Genomic DNA, 16,018 nt, shown 5'->3' with positions numbered 1-16,018 from the left:
GTATTAGGCACGCCGCCAGCGTTCGTCCTGAGCCAGGATCAAACTCTCCATAAAAGAAAATTTGATAAAAGCTCTAAATTACACTGGCATCATATTTGATGTCCAAAATTTTGTTTCGTTCGCCGACAGGGGTCAGCTACTAAAAACTTTATTTCATTAACGTTTTGTTGTTCAGTTTTCAAAGTTCATTTTTATCCGTCATTTTTCAGCGACTTCTCCATAATAACATTTCAGTTTTTATCTGTCAACAACTTTTTTAAAAAATTGTTTTATAGAAAACTTTATGTTTTATTTTTGTTATCGCGTTGTTTCAGCGACGTTGATAATAATACTATACTTCAAACAATAAAGTCAATACTTTATCTAAAAAAAATTCGAGGTGTTTTAAATCACCCCGAAATTCCGCAGTTTAGATGTCTTTTCTCAATTCGAAGATTACTCTATGCCATATTCAGACTTCACAAATTCCTTATCTATTTTATAGTGGCGATGAGAAATCATTTCATTTTTCGCAGCGACTGGTTCAACATGGATATATTCTTTTTCGATTAAGTATTCAATAAATACTTCTAAATCAGTAGAGTAATATCTTAATTCATGATGACTGTGTAATTCTTGGATTGTCCAAACTTCTTTTTCAAGCATCGCCTCTAATATATGTTGGGCCCCGTCATGTGTTCTAGAATTAATTAAGAATTCAATAGCTAAAAATAGAAGCTCAAGTCTCTTTTCTAAACTCTCAGTACTCATAACTAATTCTTCATACAACTTATAAATTGCTGGTTCAATCTTTTTTACTTGAGACCATACTGTCACTTCTGGATATAATCCATTATCAATTACCGATAACCGTGCAAGGTGATGCAGTGAGTCAACTACATAACTATAAGAATCTAAATAATCTCCTCGGTTAAAAAACTCCTTCCCTTCTAAATAACGGCGGATGAGCTTAGAAAACTGTATACCAGTTTTAATTTTCCGGCCAAAAAACGGGAATTCTTGTAGTTTTAATCTTAATTTATGTAAATATTCATTGCGATCGAACATTACTTTTCCGTGGAAAATCCAATCGACAATTCGTCTATTCGATCCAGTATATAACCATTTATTTAATACCGTTTCTGTAAGGACATGCATTGTCATCTTTTGCTCTTCATGCGTATAATGTTTTGTGAAAATCGGCTTGTCCGCTTCTTTTACAATGATTAATAAAACTGTATCAAAAGTATCTGTAATGCTCTTTGTCTCTTCACGTTTAGTAACTAAAATAACACCTAAGGTCTCGGGCTGGCTAGCTCGTTCCTGGTAAATCGGGCGCAATATGTGCTCCATACTAATCCTCCTAATATACGATTACGTTATTTTTTCGACACCTTCAATTAGAATCCTTCTTTTATATTTCGTGATTCTATTTCTATTTGAAACGAATTGTTGTTTATTTTGTTTTAATTACACTTTCCTATCCTCAAATAAAAACGTTCTATGTTATAGTAGAATCTAGATTGGGAGGCAGAAAAAAATGGCAAAAAAATATAAAAATAAAATAAATAAAATCCGATCGTTTGCACTTTCGTTAATTTTTATTGGCTTTGTTATTATGTATGGTGCAATTTTCTTCCGAGAAAATCAAATTTTAGTTTTAATCTTTATGACGTTAGGTTTACTTTGTATTATCGGTAGTACCGTTGTCTATGCATGGATTGGCTTATTATCCACAAGAGCTGTTCAAGTTGTCTGTCCAAATTGCGGGAAACACACAAAAGTTCTTGGTCGAGTAGATATGTGTATGTATTGTAACGAGCCGCTTACATTAGATCCTACACTTGAAGGACAAGAATTTAACGAAGCATATAATAAGAAAAGTAAATAAAAGAGAGGTCGACTTATTAGAACTACCCCTTTTCAAAGGTAATAATGGGTAGTTCATGTAAGCGACCTTTTTTTTAGAAGTTAAACGTTATATAAGCTTCGTGAAAAATAAAACCTAGTAACATTTAGCTACTAGGCAACTTTTACTATAAAACTTGTTTTTCAACGTTTTCAAGACAATCTTGACATGTACCATACACTTCAAGGCGATGTGAGTGTACTTTGTAGCCAGTTACATGTGATGCAAATTGCTCCACTTCGTTTAAGCCTGGATAATGGAAATCAACGATCTTACCACAGCATTGACAAATCATATGGTAGTGATCATTCGTTACAAAATCAAATCGACTTGCTGCATCACCATAAGTAAGTTCTTTTACCAAGCCTGCTTCACGGAAAACACGTAAGTTATTATAAACTGTAGCAACACTCATGTTTGGGAACTTGCCTTCTAGCGCTTTATATATTTCATCTGCAGTTGGGTGTGTCATTGATTCAATTAAATATTCCAAAATAGCATGACGCTGCGGAGTAATTCTTACACCAGTTGTCTTTAACGTGTCTAGAGCATCTTTTAAATGCAGTTCAGACATCGCCATGCACCTCTCTTCGTACAGATTCTTAATTTATAATTGTTATAATTAGTGTAGCGAATAAACAAGATATAGTCAACACTTCCTTACTTTACACTGTTACTTTACGTTTATTTTCCACAAATATTCATTAAAATTCAATAATTTTTAACAATCAGAAAAAAAGATTTCCTGTACGACCGTATTCCTTTATCAATTAGAATCTCAATAACCACGCAAAATATTCATCTTATTCTCAACATCTGTTTCACCATTTAGCCATTTTTCTAAGCTTGGTTTAAATATTTCTAAACTGCGCTCCACATAACGGGATGAGTGGCTGGAAAAATGAGGTGAAATAGTTACGTTGTCAATTTCCCACAGCTTGCTGGATAGTGGAAGTGGTTCTTCTTCAAAAACATCGAGCACCGCATGGAATATTAGTTTTTGTTCGAGCGCTTGAATTAATACATCCGTTTTGACAACATTACCTCTTCCAAAATTCATAAAAATTGCATCATCTCTCATTAACTTGAAATGATCCAATTTTATTAAATGTTTAGTCTCCGGAGTGCTAGGCAACATTGAAATAACAATATGAGCTTTTGGTAATTGTGATTCCAATTCATCAATACGATAAGTTTCATTCATAAATGGTGCATCCTCACCACTGCGATTACAGCCAATTGTATAAACTTCAAATGCCTGCAGTAATCTTCCAATCTCAGAGCCTATTGCACCAGGGCCGATAATTAAGGCTGTGCTGCCATTCAGTTCAGAAAGTTGCGCTTTTTTATCCCATACTTTATTACGTTTATTTTCATAAATAAACGGTAATGCCCGCTTCAATGATAAAATATGTGCAAGAATAGATTCTGCCATTGGTGTTTTATGAATACCGCGGACATTAGAAACTAAAATATTCCGCTCTGCAATAGCTTTTGCTGGCATTTTTTCAATTCCTGCAGATGCAACAAAAATCCATTTTAAATTTTTAGCGATCTCAATTCGAGAATCATTTAAATCTTCTCCATATGTTACTAATACATCTGCCTTTTCTAGCTCTTCTTCATCTAAACGAGCATGGAAAATGAATTCTACATGTGGGAATTGTTTTACTAAAGGTTCTTTCAAGTCTGGTCTAGGGTCAAATGTAAAGTAAATTCTCATTATTCATTTCCCCCTTCCTTTAAATACGTTAACACTTCTTCTATATGATTTTTCACCTTTACCTTGCGCCATTCTTTTTCTACAATTCCGTCTTCATTAATTAAAAATGTAGAGCGTTCGATTCCCATAAATTCACGTCCATACATTTTCTTCAATACCCAAACACCATATTTTTCGGCTACTTCATGGGTATCATCAACCAGCAATGAGAAAGGAAGTCCATATTTTTCGATAAACTTTGTGTGCTTGTCTGCTGTATCGCCGCTTATCCCTAAAATTACTGCGTTTAAATCCTCAAATGATTGGTAGTGGTCTCTAAAATCACAGGCTTCAGTTGTACAGCCCGGCGTCATGTCTTTTGGATAAAAATAAAGAACAACCTTTTTCCCTCTAAAATCACTTAAGCTAACTTCTTCTTCTTTTTCATTTATTAGTGTAAAATTCGGTGCTTCCATATTTACTAAAGAATCCATATTTATTCCTCCCCTTTATTTCTATCGTACAGAACAAACAAAGTAGTTTCAAATTCTTTGGATTTCCTTTGAAATAGGGCTACAATAGATGTGAAAATAGATAGGAGGCATTTTGATGAACCATTTAAAATCCGAAGAAATTTATAAAGAAGCACAGGAGCATATCGTTGGTGGGGTAAATAGCCCATCACGTTCGTATAAAGCTGTTGGCGGCGGAGCACCAGTTGTTATGGCAAAAGGAAAAGGACCATATTTTTGGGATGTAGACGGAAATCGTTACATAGACTATTTAGCAGCTTATGGACCAATTATTACAGGCTTTGGTCATCCACATATTGCGCAAGCAATCTCTCATGCTGCAGAAACTGGCGTATTATTTGGTACACCAACTGAACATGAAGTAAAATTTGCCAAAATGTTAAAAGAAGCAATCCCTTCATTAGATAAGGTTCGATTCACAAACTCAGGAACTGAAGCAGTAATGACAACAGTTCGTGTTGCACGTGCATATACAGATCGTACAAAAATCATCAAATTTGCTGGCTGCTACCACGGCCATTTCGACCAAGTTTTAGTTGCCGCTGGTTCGGGTCCAGCTACATTAGGCTCTCCTGACTCGGCTGGTGTGCCCATAGCTGTAGCAACAGAGGTTATTACAGTACCATTTAACAATAAAGAACAATTCAAACTTGCAATGGATAAATGGGGCAATGAAGTTGCAGCTATTTTAATCGAACCAATCGTAGGGAACTTCGGAATTGTAGAGCCAAAGCCTGGATTCCTTCAATATGTACATGAGGTTGCAAAAGAAAAAGGTGCATTAACTATTCATGATGAAGTAATTACCGCTTTCCGTTTCCATTACGGAGCTGCACAAGATTTACTCGGCTTAACTCCAGATTTAACAGCAATGGGTAAAATTATCGGCGGCGGTCTGCCAATTGGTGCATATGGTGGTCGCAAGGAGATTATGGAAACAGTTGCACCACTTGGACCAGCATATCAGGCGGGAACAATGGCAGGAAATCCAGCGTCCATGTTAGCAGGAATTGCATGTCTTGAAGTATTAAAACAACCGGGTGTTTATGAGGAAATGGATCGACTTGGCGCTATCCTTGAAAAAGGCATTTTAGAAGCAGCTGAAAAACATGGCGTTACGATTACAGTTAATCGATTAAAAGGAGCTTTAACAGTTTACTTTACAGACGAAAAAGTTGAAAACTACGAACAGGCTGAAAACTCAGATGGTGAAATGTTTGGACGCTTCTTTAAATTAATGCTTGAAAAAGGAGTAAACCTGGCTCCTTCAAAATACGAGGCTTGGTTCTTAACAACTGAACATAAAGAAGAAGATATTTTAGAAACCATTGCAGCAGTTGACTATGCATTTTCAAAGCTTAAATAAATTTGTTATAGAATACATTTACTAGCAAGACAAGCAGATGTAAAGCGACTTTGAAAGTGCGGATTTAACAGCAATTCAAATTTTTTATCCCTTAATAAAGAATTCGGTTGACCACGGTGAAAAAATTAGGTAAAGTAATGTGATTTCCAATACTTTGATTTTGAAAGAGAGGGCTTATTTTTTTATGCAATTAGGTGCCCGTGTTTTAAAAACAGGTGTCGCTATTGTTTTTGCACTTTTTCTTGCAGAATTACTTAACTTACCTTCACCTGTTTTTGCTGGTATTGCTGCAATTTTTGCAATACAGCCATCAATTTACCGTTCTTATTTATCAATAATTGAACAGATTCAAGGGAACTTTATTGGTGCAACAGTTGCTGTGTTATTCGGTTTAATATTCGGACATCATATTGTCGCAATTGGGATAGCAGCGATTATTGTGATAGGTTTGATGCGAAAATTCAAATTGGATAGCTCTATGTCTCTTGCACTTGTTACGGTTGTTGCCATCATGATTTTTGAAGGAGAAGATTTTTTAGAGTTCGCTATTATTCGTTTTGCAACAGTTATGGTCGGGGTATTCGCAGCATTTATTGTTAATTTAGTGTTCCTTCCGCCGCGCTACGAAATTAAATTATTCACGATGATTGATTCATTGCAGGATGATATAATTCGTTGGACACGACTAGCGGCAAGGCAAGCGTCTGAACATACATCAACGAAAACGGCATTAAATAAATTCGAATCACGCCTGTCTGGAGTAGAAACTATGTACGGTTTTTACAAGGAAGAACGGCACTATACAAAAAGCAAACGATTTATACAGGCACGTAAACTAGTTATTTATCGCCAAATGATTACAACAACGAAGAAAAGCTTAGAGCTGTTGTATCGTCTGCATAAACACGAAAATGAAATTGCAAATTTACCTGATCAGTTTCGGATAATGGTACAGGAACGTCTAGATTTTCTCTTAACTTTCCACGAGCAATTGCTGTTAAAATTTACTGGCAAACTACGCCCAGAACATTCAAAATGGGTAAACGAAGCAGAAAACAAATACGCTGGTGTAATGGAGCAGCTAATACAACAAATTGCTTTTGAACAAAATCGTGAGGGAGAAGAAGAATTTTCAAGTTATCATTTATTCTATATTTTCTCTAGACTTTTAGATTACGAAGAAAATTTAGAGCATCTTGATACATTGATCGTTTCCTATAGGAGCTATCATAGCAACGAGAAAAATACAAATTTAGAAGAAGGCTTTTATTAACGTATTAAGAAAAAAGGTTGAGGTATCACAATTTTAGTGAAACCTCAACCTTTTATTATTTTCGTGGTTGCTAGACTCCCTGTTTCTTCGGTTCGTCTCCAGCGCATTTCGGAGTTAAACGAGCCTGCTCCGCTTTTCTGATTGTCTAGCTGCGCAGGCTAACTCCTCGTGCGCTTCAACTCCTCCTTCGAAGGCAAAAAGCGCCTTCTTGTCGGAGTCTCCAGCGCATTTCGGAGTTAAACGAGCCTGCTCCGCTTTTCTGATTAATTTTTCATTTTTGGGTCGAGTGCATCTCGCAAGCCGTCACCCATTAGATTAAATCCAAGTACTGTTAACATAATTGCGATTCCGGGAAATATCATTGTCCATGGTGCAGTCATTAAATGAACCCGTGCATCAGACAGCATTTTCCCCCACTCTGGTTTTGGTGCTTCCGCGCCTAACCCTAAAAATCCTAGTGCTGCCGCCTCAATAATCGCTGTTGCAATCGCAAGCGATCCTTGAACAATTACTGGTGAAAATGAATTCGGTAATATATGTCGCCACAAAATTCGGGAATCCTTCATACCAATCGCTTTTGCAGAAACAATATATTCCTCTTCTTTTACACTTAACACTTTCGAACGAATTAATCGTCCGAAATTCGGAACATTTATAATAGCGATTGCAATTAATGCATTTTGTAGAGACGGACCTAAGATAGATACAACTGCAATTGCTAATAAAATGCTTGGAAAAGCAAGCATAATATCAAATATTCTTGAAATAATTGTATCAATCCAACGTCCGTAATATCCTGCAATAATCCCTAAAAAACAACCAACAATTGCCGATAGAACAACGGCTGAAAATCCTACATACAATGAAATTCTAGCCCCATGAATAATACGCGAGAAAATATCTCGTCCAAAATCATCTGTTCCAAACCAAAATTCACTAGATGGCGGTGCTAATCTAACACTAAAGTCTTGATCATTTATTCCCTGAGGTGCAATCAAGGGACCGAATATAGCTAGCAGGATGAAAAATAAAACAATACCTGTTCCAACGAGTGCAGACTTGCTTTTCTTAAAGCTGCGCCAAGCCTCTTTCCATGGTCCAACAGCTTTTTCTGGTTTCGATGTCATATCAATAGATTTTGAGACCAATTCAGACATGTTTAGTTCCCCTCCTAGTTATATTTAATCCTTGAATCAATTACAGTGTATAAAATATCTACAATAAGATTAATCATGACAAACATAAATGCAACGACTAAGATTCCCGATTGAATCACGGTATAATCACGGAAACCAATAGCTTCATATATATAACGCCCAATGCCCGGCCAGCTGAAAATAGTTTCGGTTAAGATAGCTCCGCCTAAAAGTAAGCCAGTTTGTAAACCAATTACAGTTAAAATAGGTATCAATGCATTTTTTAAAGCATGCTTATAAATAACTTTCACCATTTTTTGACCTTTCGCACGAGCTGTACGAATATAATCTGAACGCATAACTTCTAACATGGAAGACCGCGTCATTCTTGCTATAATCGCCATCGGTATAGTGGCAAGGGCAATTCCAGGCAATATTAAATGTTTCAATGTTGTTAAAAATTGGTCATATCTACCTTGAATCAATGTATCAATTAAATAAAAATGGGTTATAGCATTGACAGGATCTCTCACCTCTTCACGTCCTGAAGTAGGTAACCACCCTAAGTTAATGCTAAACGTCCATTGCTCCATTAGACCGAGCCAAAAGATTGGCATTGACACACCAATTAAAGCGACAACCATTGCGATATAATCAAACCAAGAATTTTGGAACCAAGCAGAAATTATCCCAGCATTCATGCCAATTACTATAGCTATTATCATTGCAAATATGGCTAATTCAATCGTTGCAGCTAAATATGGCCAAATTTCAGTTGAAATCGGCTGCCTCGTTCGAAGCGACTCTCCTAAATCACCTGTTAATAAGCCTTTTAAGTAATCGAAATATTGAATATACCACGCTTGATCAAGTCCTAATTTTTGGCGAAGGGCCGCAATTGATTCCTCTGTAGCTTGTTGGCCTAAAATTACTTGTGCAGGATCACCGGGTATCGCACGAATGATAAAAAAAACAATAAACGTCATTCCTAGCAACACAGGTATTAAATGAAGAATTCTTCTCCCTATGTAGTGAAGCATACTTTCACCTCTTTCATCAGAATGTACCAGGATACGAAAAAAATGGAGTATTTATAATTGCATGTGTACCTGGCACACTAAAAAATAAATTTGTGCGTCCAGGTACACTAAATTTTATTGCATATATACGTTTACTAAACTTTCAGATCCTGTCGGGTGCGGCAAGTAGCCTGTTACACCTTTTTTCGCTGCAAGTAATGGTGTTGAGTGTGCTAATGGTACCCATGGAGCATCCTCATGAATAATTGCTTGCGCTTGTTTATATAATTCATTACGTTTTTCTTCATCTACCTCTGATTGAGCTGCAATTAACAAATCATGCGTCTCATCATTTGAATAATAGGTATAGTTGTTACTGCCGATAGTATCTTTATCAAGCAATGTATATAGGAAGTTATCTGCATCACCATTGTCGCCTGTCCAGCCTAATAAGAATGCATCTGCCTCACCGTTGTTTGCTTTTTCTAAATAAGTTGCCCATTCATACGTAACAATTTTTGAAGGAATTCCAACGTCAGCCAAGTTCTTCTGAATTGCTTCAGCTACCTTTTGTCCATCCGGCATATATGGACGTGGAACTGGCATTGCCCATAGCTCGATTTCAGAGCCATCGTAGCCAGCTTCAGCTAACAATTCTTTCGCTTTTTCTGGATCATATGGATATCCTTCAATTTCATCATTATATCCACTAATTGATGATGGCATTGGGTTGACCGCTACTTCAGCGCGCCCTTCAAAGAAAGCATCCACAATTGTTTGTTTGTCAATTGCATAGTTAACTGCCTGACGAACTAGCTTATTATCAAATGGTGGACGAGTGTTAGTTAAACCGAGATATCCAACATTCATTGAAGGACGTTCAATTAATTGTAAATCTGGATTCGATTCAACTGATGCTCCGTCAGATGGATTAATTCCGTCTGCTAAATCGATTCCTCCAGTGATTAGTTCATTTAAACGTGCAGAGTTATCAGGTATTGCTCGGAAAATAATTTTATCTAACTTTGGAAGACCTTCTTGCCAGTAATCTTCGTTCTTTTCGACTGTAATTGAATCGTTTCGTTTCCATTCAACAAATTTAAATGGTCCTGTACCAACTGGATTATCTCCAAAAGCGTCGCCATCTTTTTCAAATGCAGTTGGTGAAGCAATTCCAAATGGACTCATTGCAAGATTTTTAAGGAATGGTGCTTGAGGGCGAGTTAATTTAAATTCAACTGTATAATCATTGACAGCAGTTACACTTTCAATCACATCTTCGCCTTCTGCTTTAAACATAGAGTTGAAGTAATAAAACTTCTCTTCAGCCCCACCTTTCCAACGCTCAACATTTTTAACAACTGCTTCAGCATTGAAATCAGTTCCATCGTGGAATTTCACTCCTTCCTGTAATTGGAACGTATAGGTTAGACCATCTTCACTTACTTTCCATTCCTTAGCCAACCCTGGATGAATTGTAGTATCTTGTTCTCCAAAGTTTAATAATGTTTCATAAATATTTTCTGTTACTTTAAATGATTCACCATCTGTAACGATTGCTGGGTCAAGTGAAACGGAATCTCCACCACGACCAAATACTAATACTTGAGGCACTTCCTCTGCTGGTTCTTCCGTAGCCGGATCATCAGTTGTTTCTGCAGGTTCTTCAGCAGTATTTTCATCACCACTACATGCAGCTAAAAAAACCGAAAGGACCAGAAGTAAAAATAGTCCCAATGTCCAAAACTTGATTTTTCTCATAAAAACCCTCCCATTTTTCAAACTTATCTATGTCATTGTCACGCTTCTCCATATAAATGGCAGGCAACAGAATGACCTTTTTTAACTTCTACTAAATTCGGAACATTCATTTTGCAGGTAATCGTTGCGTATGGACATCTAGTATGAAATGCACAACCCGCATCTGGAACTGAATTTGCAACATCTCCAGTAATAATTACCTTTTCTCTCTCATATGTTGGATCAGGTACTGGTACAGAAGATAGTAATGCTTGTGTGTATGGATGAAGTGGTTCAGCATATAAAGATTCACTATCTGCCAATTCTACTAATCTACCTAAATACATCACTCCGACTCTATCGCTAATATGGCGAACAACACCCAAGTCATGGGCGATAAAAATATAAGTAAGCTTTAAGTCTTCCTGTAGTTTTTGCATTAGATTCAATACTTGAGCTTGAATAGATACATCAAGAGCTGATACAGGCTCATCTGCAATAATTAACTTCGGATTTGTCATTAAAGCTCTGGCAATGCCGATACGTTGGCGCTGACCTCCGCTAAATTGATGTGGAAATCTCCTTGCGTGATAAGCACTTAATCCAACAATTTCTAAATACTCTTCAACCATTTCTTTACGCTCCGCTGAGCTTCCAATACCATGAACAATAAGCGGTTCTTCTAATATCTTTTTAACTGTATGTCTTGGATTTAAAGAGGCGTATGGATCTTGAAAAACCATTTGAATGTCTCGCCGCGCCTTCCTCATGTCCTTATTTGATAATGTGGAAAGCTCAATACCATCAAACTTAATCGATCCTTCTGTGGGCTCTAAAAGACGCATAATCATTCTTCCAGTTGTCGATTTTCCACAACCGGATTCTCCGACTATTCCAAGAGTTTCTCCCTCATTTACCTCAAAAGAAACATCATCCACTGCTTTTACTTCACCATGCTTTTTACCTACAGCCCCAGATCGTTTTGGGAAGTATTTTTTTAAGTTATCGACTTTCAACAGTACGTTCGACAATACCAACCCCTCCTTTCTCCTCTAACAAGAAGCATCTCGCTTTGTGAGCTTTAGAAGATTCATACAATGGCGGATTTTCAGTTACACAACGGTCACTTGCAAACTCGCAGCGAGGTGCAAAACGACATCCTTGTTGAATGGAACCTGGTTTTGGTACATTGCCTGGAATTGAATATAAGTTTTCCTTTTTATAACGCATATCTGGAACGGATTGAATTAATCCTTTTGTATATGGATGTTGAGGATTTTTAAATATATCAGCTACAGTAGCTTCTTCTACAATTTGACCTGCATACATAACAATTACCCGTTCACACGTTTCAGCAACTACTCCTAAATCATGGGTAATGAGTAATACAGCAGTTTTAAATTGTTTATTTAATTCTTTCATTAGCTTTAAAATTTGTGCTTGTATCGTAACATCTAGAGCAGTTGTTGGCTCGTCGGCAATTAATAATTTTGGATTACATAGTAATGCCATCGCAATCATTACACGCTGCCTCATACCGCCCGATAATTGGTGAGGATAGTCTTTCATTAGTTCCTCCGCTCTTGGTAAACCTACTAATTTCAGCATTTCAATCGCTTGATTCGCTGCTTGCTTTTTCTTCATGCCTTTGTTGTGAATTAAAATTGCTTCAATCAACTGATTTCCTATTGTGTATAAAGGATTTAAAGATGTCATCGGTTCTTGGAAAATCATTGCGACATCCTTTCCTCGAACTTTACGCATTTGTTTTTCAGTTAGCTGTGTTAAATCAATGTCATCAAGTAAAATTTGACCTGATGTAATTTCCCCAGGAGGAGATGGGACTAATCCCATAATGGATAAAGAAGTTACACTCTTTCCACAACCGGATTCTCCAACAATCCCTAAAATTTCCCCTTCATGAATATGAAAATCAATATGATCAACGGCAGGCACTTTTCCGTCATCTGTGAAAAAGGTAGTTTCTAAGTCATTTACTTTTAGTAGTTTTTTTCGCTCCATCTAATGCCCCCTTACTTGTATGTCTTTTAATACAAATTTGAAACAACTCTTTCTTTCCATTAATTTCTACTTCGTACAAGAAAATGATAGATTCGAAATCTATTAATCATATTTTTTTATGCTAAGATACTGTAAGTTATACAGCTTCATCAACAGAATTTCTTCGACAGGAATTTACATCTACGTCGCTTTAACGCGTTAATCTTCTAATCAATTAATTTGATAAAAAAATAAAAGTTTTGTTGCTTATTTAAGAGTTGAAGCCTTCATAAGCATCAAATATTTATTTAAAAAACAAAAAACCTAGCAAGTCGAATACTGACTTACTAGGCATTTTATTGTCGTTAAGTTTTTAGTCCAATTTTTGTATTTGGAATAGGTCAAAGTATACTTCTTTTTTCTCCATTAATGATTCATGAGTACCTTCTTCAACTAATTTTCCATGGTCTATAACAAATATTTTATCTGCATGAGTAATTGTTGATAATCTATGGGCAATGATAATCGTTGTACGATCACTTGCCAGTCTATCCAATGAATCCTGAATTAACGCTTCACTTTCTAGATCAAGTGCCGAAGTAGCTTCATCTAAAACTAAAATCGGTGGATTTTTTAAAAATACTCTCGCAATTGCTACACGCTGTTTTTGACCACCTGAAAGTTTTACGCCTCGCTCGCCAACTTTTGTATCATACCCTTGTGGAAGCGTCATGATAAATTCGTGTGCATTAGCTGCTTTTGCAGCAGCAATTACTTCTTCATCAGTTGCATCTGGTTTTCCCATTAATATATTTTGCTTAACGGAATCAGAAAATAAAATATTATCCTGGAGCACGATTCCAATTTGGGAGCGCAATGAATTTATCGTAACATCTTTAATATTGATTCCATCAATTTTAACCGTACCGCTCGTAGCATCATAGAAACGAGGGATTAAGCTTACGATGATTGATTTCCCACCACCGCTCATCCCTACAAAAGCAGCAGTTTCTCCTGGGTTAATATTAAAATTAATTTGATTTAAAATTAACTTTCCATCTTTTTCATATTGAAAATCAACATTTTCAAAAGAAACACGTCCTTCAACAGGTGGCAAACTTTTGGCGTATGGTTTATCTTGAACATCATAATCTTCATCCATTAATTCGAACATTCGGTCCATCGATGCAATGGATTGAGTTAGCGTTGTGGAAGAATTGACTAATCTGCGTAATGGGCTATACAACCGTTCAATATAAGCGTAGAAAGCTGCCATTGTACCAACTGATAAATCCCCATTTATTACACGATATCCTGCATATCCTATCACTAATAGTGGAGCTATATCCGTAATCGTATTTACGACAGCAAAGGACTTTGCATTCCACTTTGTATGATCGAGTGCGCGATCGAGAAATTCACCATTTTCACCATCAAAAATCTTTTGTTCATGTTTTTCAAGTGTAAAACTTTTAATAATGCTTATTCCGCTAACTCGTTCATGTAAATAACTTTGGACATGAGCTAACGCTTGGGATCGTTTTCTTGTTAAATCCCGAAGTCTGCCAAAGAAGTACTTAACACTGATAGCAAAAAACGGCAATGCAATGATAGAAACTAAAGTTAGCTTTACATCCATTGCAAGCATTATCCCGATTGCAATTAGAATTGTGGCAACATCCAACCATAAATTCATTAAGCCAATCATAATGAAATTTTTCGTTTGTTCTACATCGTTAATAACACGGGAAATAACTTCACCAGCACGAGTATTAGCATAATATTTTAAGCTTAGCTTTTGTAAGTGGCCGAATAGTTCTTGTCTTATATCAAACAGTACTTTGTTGCCGACATGCTGTGCAAAATATTGACGATAATATTCAATTGGCGGACGAATAATGAAGAATAATATGACAGTTCCACCTAGCCAGAAAAATAATTGTTGGATTTTTTCACTATTTGTCATGTCTGTATCGATAATATGATCAATGACGATTTTTATTAAAATAGGAATAAAAAGTGGAATTGCAAATTTTAAAATACCAATAATGATGGTTAATATAATTTCCCATCGGTATGGTTTCACAAAGCGCATGTAACGTTTTATACTACCCAATTTATTTATAACACTTCCTTTAATCTAGAGATATTAGATAAAATATGTAACATTATTCAAAAAACTACTTAATATATTCGTACTAGCCACGGACAACGTGTAAGCTAAAGCATTAGATTATAAACGCATAAACTATAGTACCCCCTGTGGATAAGAGGCACACTCCACTATTTCGCCACTTTATCTACAATAACATAAAAAAAGTCGTCTATTTAAATCAGACGACTTTATTTCAGTAACGCCTCACCAGCGTCCGGATTTTTCAAGCCTAGACCAACACGGTGTTGGTCAGTTAACCGTTTGTGCAGGGGACACGAAGAAGCTACACTGCTTATTATTGGCGCCTTTCAAAAATTCGTGTTATCCCAGAGGCTTTGATGCAGCGAACGTATTGTACTTCCACTGCATAAAAATTATTTTTTATTCGATTGCATTTCTTTATTAAATAGGTATCGATTCGTCCATACCTCTATAAAATCGGGCGCAAACGGACCTCTTTTTTGTTTTATCCAACTAATTAATTTATTTACATTTCGTTTTAAAATTTTATCAATAACTTCTGGATAGCCCATTTCTTTTTTATGTTGCTCATATTCATCTTCATCAAGCACTGTATAAGTCATATCAGGAAAAACTTTTATATCAAGGTCGTAATCAATATATTTAATTGCATTATTATCGAAGACGTATGGAGAGCTCATGTTGCAGTAGTAATACACTCCATCTTCACGCAGCATACAAATGATATTAAACCAATGCTCAGCATGAAAGTAGCAAATAGAGGGTTCCCTTGTTAGCCATGTTCGCCCGTCTGATTCTGTAACAAGTGTACGTTCATTTGCACCTATAAATATGTTTTTCGTGCCTTTTAAGACCATTGTTTCCTGCCAGACACGGTGGATGCGACCATTGTGCTTATAACTATGTATTTGTATCGTATCTCCTTCATTTGGTATTGCCATATAAAGCCCACCTTTTCGTCTATGCTATAATCATGTAGCAACTTATTAGGTATATTATAGCAATGCATTACAAAAACTTGTAGCTAGAAAGAACATAATTTTTATATCGATTAACAAAAATTGGCTTATTAAAAAATTAAGGTATAGACATAATGTCTATACCTCAGGTTGTTGACAAAAGACCTTCAGAATGGGCTTATTCTGAAGGTCTTTTGTAATTTTAATAGATTATTGGGTATTTAACCGACTTATTTGGGGTAAAAACACTCTTCGAGTATTATA

At 36.2% G+C, this 16,018-nt stretch carries 14 protein-coding genes; 3 read left to right on the top strand and 11 right to left on the bottom strand.

Annotation, left to right across the window (positions count from 1 at the left end; translation table 11 throughout):
* Positions 1-435: 435 nt before the first annotated feature.
* Positions 436-1,332 (bottom strand): nucleotidyltransferase-like protein, encoded by an 897-nt coding sequence (locus EKG35_RS18080; protein ID WP_126295942.1) that lies wholly within the window; start codon positions 1,330-1,332, stop codon positions 436-438.
* A gap of 187 nt (positions 1,333-1,519) precedes the next feature.
* On the opposite strand from EKG35_RS18080, the gene EKG35_RS18075 reads away from it, so the two are divergent.
* Positions 1,520-1,870 (top strand): YgzB family protein, encoded by a 351-nt coding sequence (locus EKG35_RS18075; RefSeq protein ID WP_126295941.1) that lies wholly within the window; start codon positions 1,520-1,522, stop codon positions 1,868-1,870.
* A gap of 145 nt (positions 1,871-2,015) precedes the next feature.
* Here EKG35_RS18075 and perR read toward each other — a convergent pair whose 3' ends face one another.
* The 3 genes from perR to bcp all read right to left on the bottom strand — a co-directional run bounded on the left by perR (position 2,016) and on the right by bcp (position 4,084).
* Positions 2,016-2,462 carry a peroxide-responsive transcriptional repressor PerR gene (gene perR, locus EKG35_RS18070; protein WP_126295940.1) on the bottom strand — a complete coding sequence of 149 codons (447 nt, stop codon included), beginning with the start codon at positions 2,460-2,462 and terminating at the stop codon, positions 2,016-2,018.
* Positions 2,463-2,666: 204 nt separating this feature from the next.
* Positions 2,667-3,611 (bottom strand): D-2-hydroxyacid dehydrogenase, encoded by a 945-nt coding sequence (locus tag EKG35_RS18065; protein WP_126295939.1) that lies wholly within the window; start codon positions 3,609-3,611, stop codon positions 2,667-2,669.
* Entirely contained in the window at positions 3,611-4,084 is a 474-nt protein-coding gene (gene bcp, locus EKG35_RS18060; protein ID WP_126295938.1) for a thioredoxin-dependent thiol peroxidase, read from the bottom strand. Before bcp ends, EKG35_RS18065 begins: the two co-directional genes overlap by 1 nt.
* 115 nt (positions 4,085-4,199) lie before the next feature.
* On the opposite strand from bcp, the gene EKG35_RS18055 reads away from it, so the two are divergent.
* Both EKG35_RS18055 and EKG35_RS18050 read left to right on the top strand, forming a co-directional pair.
* A complete protein-coding gene (locus EKG35_RS18055) occupies positions 4,200-5,489 on the top strand; it encodes a glutamate-1-semialdehyde 2,1-aminomutase (protein ID WP_126295937.1) in 1,290 nt (429 codons plus the stop codon).
* A 184-nt stretch (positions 5,490-5,673) separates the two neighbouring features.
* Positions 5,674-6,762 carry an FUSC family protein gene (locus tag EKG35_RS18050; protein ID WP_126295936.1) on the top strand — a complete coding sequence of 363 codons (1,089 nt, stop codon included), beginning with the start codon at positions 5,674-5,676 and terminating at the stop codon, positions 6,760-6,762.
* A 263-nt stretch (positions 6,763-7,025) separates the two neighbouring features.
* On the opposite strand, the gene EKG35_RS18045 is transcribed toward EKG35_RS18050, so the two are convergent.
* The 7 genes from EKG35_RS18045 to ntdP form a co-directional block, all read right to left on the bottom strand.
* Positions 7,026-7,919, bottom strand: coding sequence for an ABC transporter permease (locus EKG35_RS18045; protein ID WP_126295935.1), 894 nt, complete (start codon positions 7,917-7,919; stop codon positions 7,026-7,028).
* A gap of 14 nt (positions 7,920-7,933) precedes the next feature.
* Entirely contained in the window at positions 7,934-8,938 is a 1,005-nt protein-coding gene (locus EKG35_RS18040; protein WP_126295934.1) for an ABC transporter permease, read from the bottom strand.
* Between the two features lie 114 nt (positions 8,939-9,052).
* On the bottom strand, positions 9,053-10,678 hold the full coding sequence (locus tag EKG35_RS18035; protein WP_126295933.1) for an ABC transporter substrate-binding protein: 1,626 nt from the start codon (positions 10,676-10,678) through the stop codon (positions 9,053-9,055).
* 38 nt (positions 10,679-10,716) lie between these two features.
* The gene (locus EKG35_RS18030; protein ID WP_126295932.1) at positions 10,717-11,688 is read right to left on the bottom strand and encodes an ABC transporter ATP-binding protein; all 972 of its coding nucleotides are present in this window, start codon (positions 11,686-11,688) and stop codon (positions 10,717-10,719) included.
* The gene (locus EKG35_RS18025) at positions 11,660-12,679 is read right to left on the bottom strand and encodes an ABC transporter ATP-binding protein (RefSeq protein WP_126295931.1); all 1,020 of its coding nucleotides are present in this window, start codon (positions 12,677-12,679) and stop codon (positions 11,660-11,662) included. Before EKG35_RS18025 ends, EKG35_RS18030 begins: the two co-directional genes overlap by 29 nt.
* 352 nt (positions 12,680-13,031) lie before the next feature.
* On the bottom strand, positions 13,032-14,774 hold the full coding sequence (locus tag EKG35_RS18020; RefSeq protein ID WP_126295930.1) for an ABC transporter ATP-binding protein: 1,743 nt from the start codon (positions 14,772-14,774) through the stop codon (positions 13,032-13,034).
* 413 nt (positions 14,775-15,187) lie between these two features.
* Complete coding sequence (gene ntdP / locus EKG35_RS18015; RefSeq protein ID WP_126295929.1) at positions 15,188-15,736, bottom strand: nucleoside tri-diphosphate phosphatase; 549 nt, start codon at positions 15,734-15,736, stop codon at positions 15,188-15,190.
* Positions 15,737-16,018 lie beyond the last annotated feature (282 nt).

The sequence above is a fragment of the Lysinibacillus telephonicus genome, from assembly GCF_003966145.1.
In the GTDB taxonomy this organism is placed as follows: Bacteria; Bacillota; Bacilli; order Bacillales_A; family Planococcaceae; genus Ureibacillus; species Ureibacillus telephonicus.
Note: the sequence above shows the minus strand (reverse complement) of the source record. Positions and strands in the feature narration are given on the sequence as shown.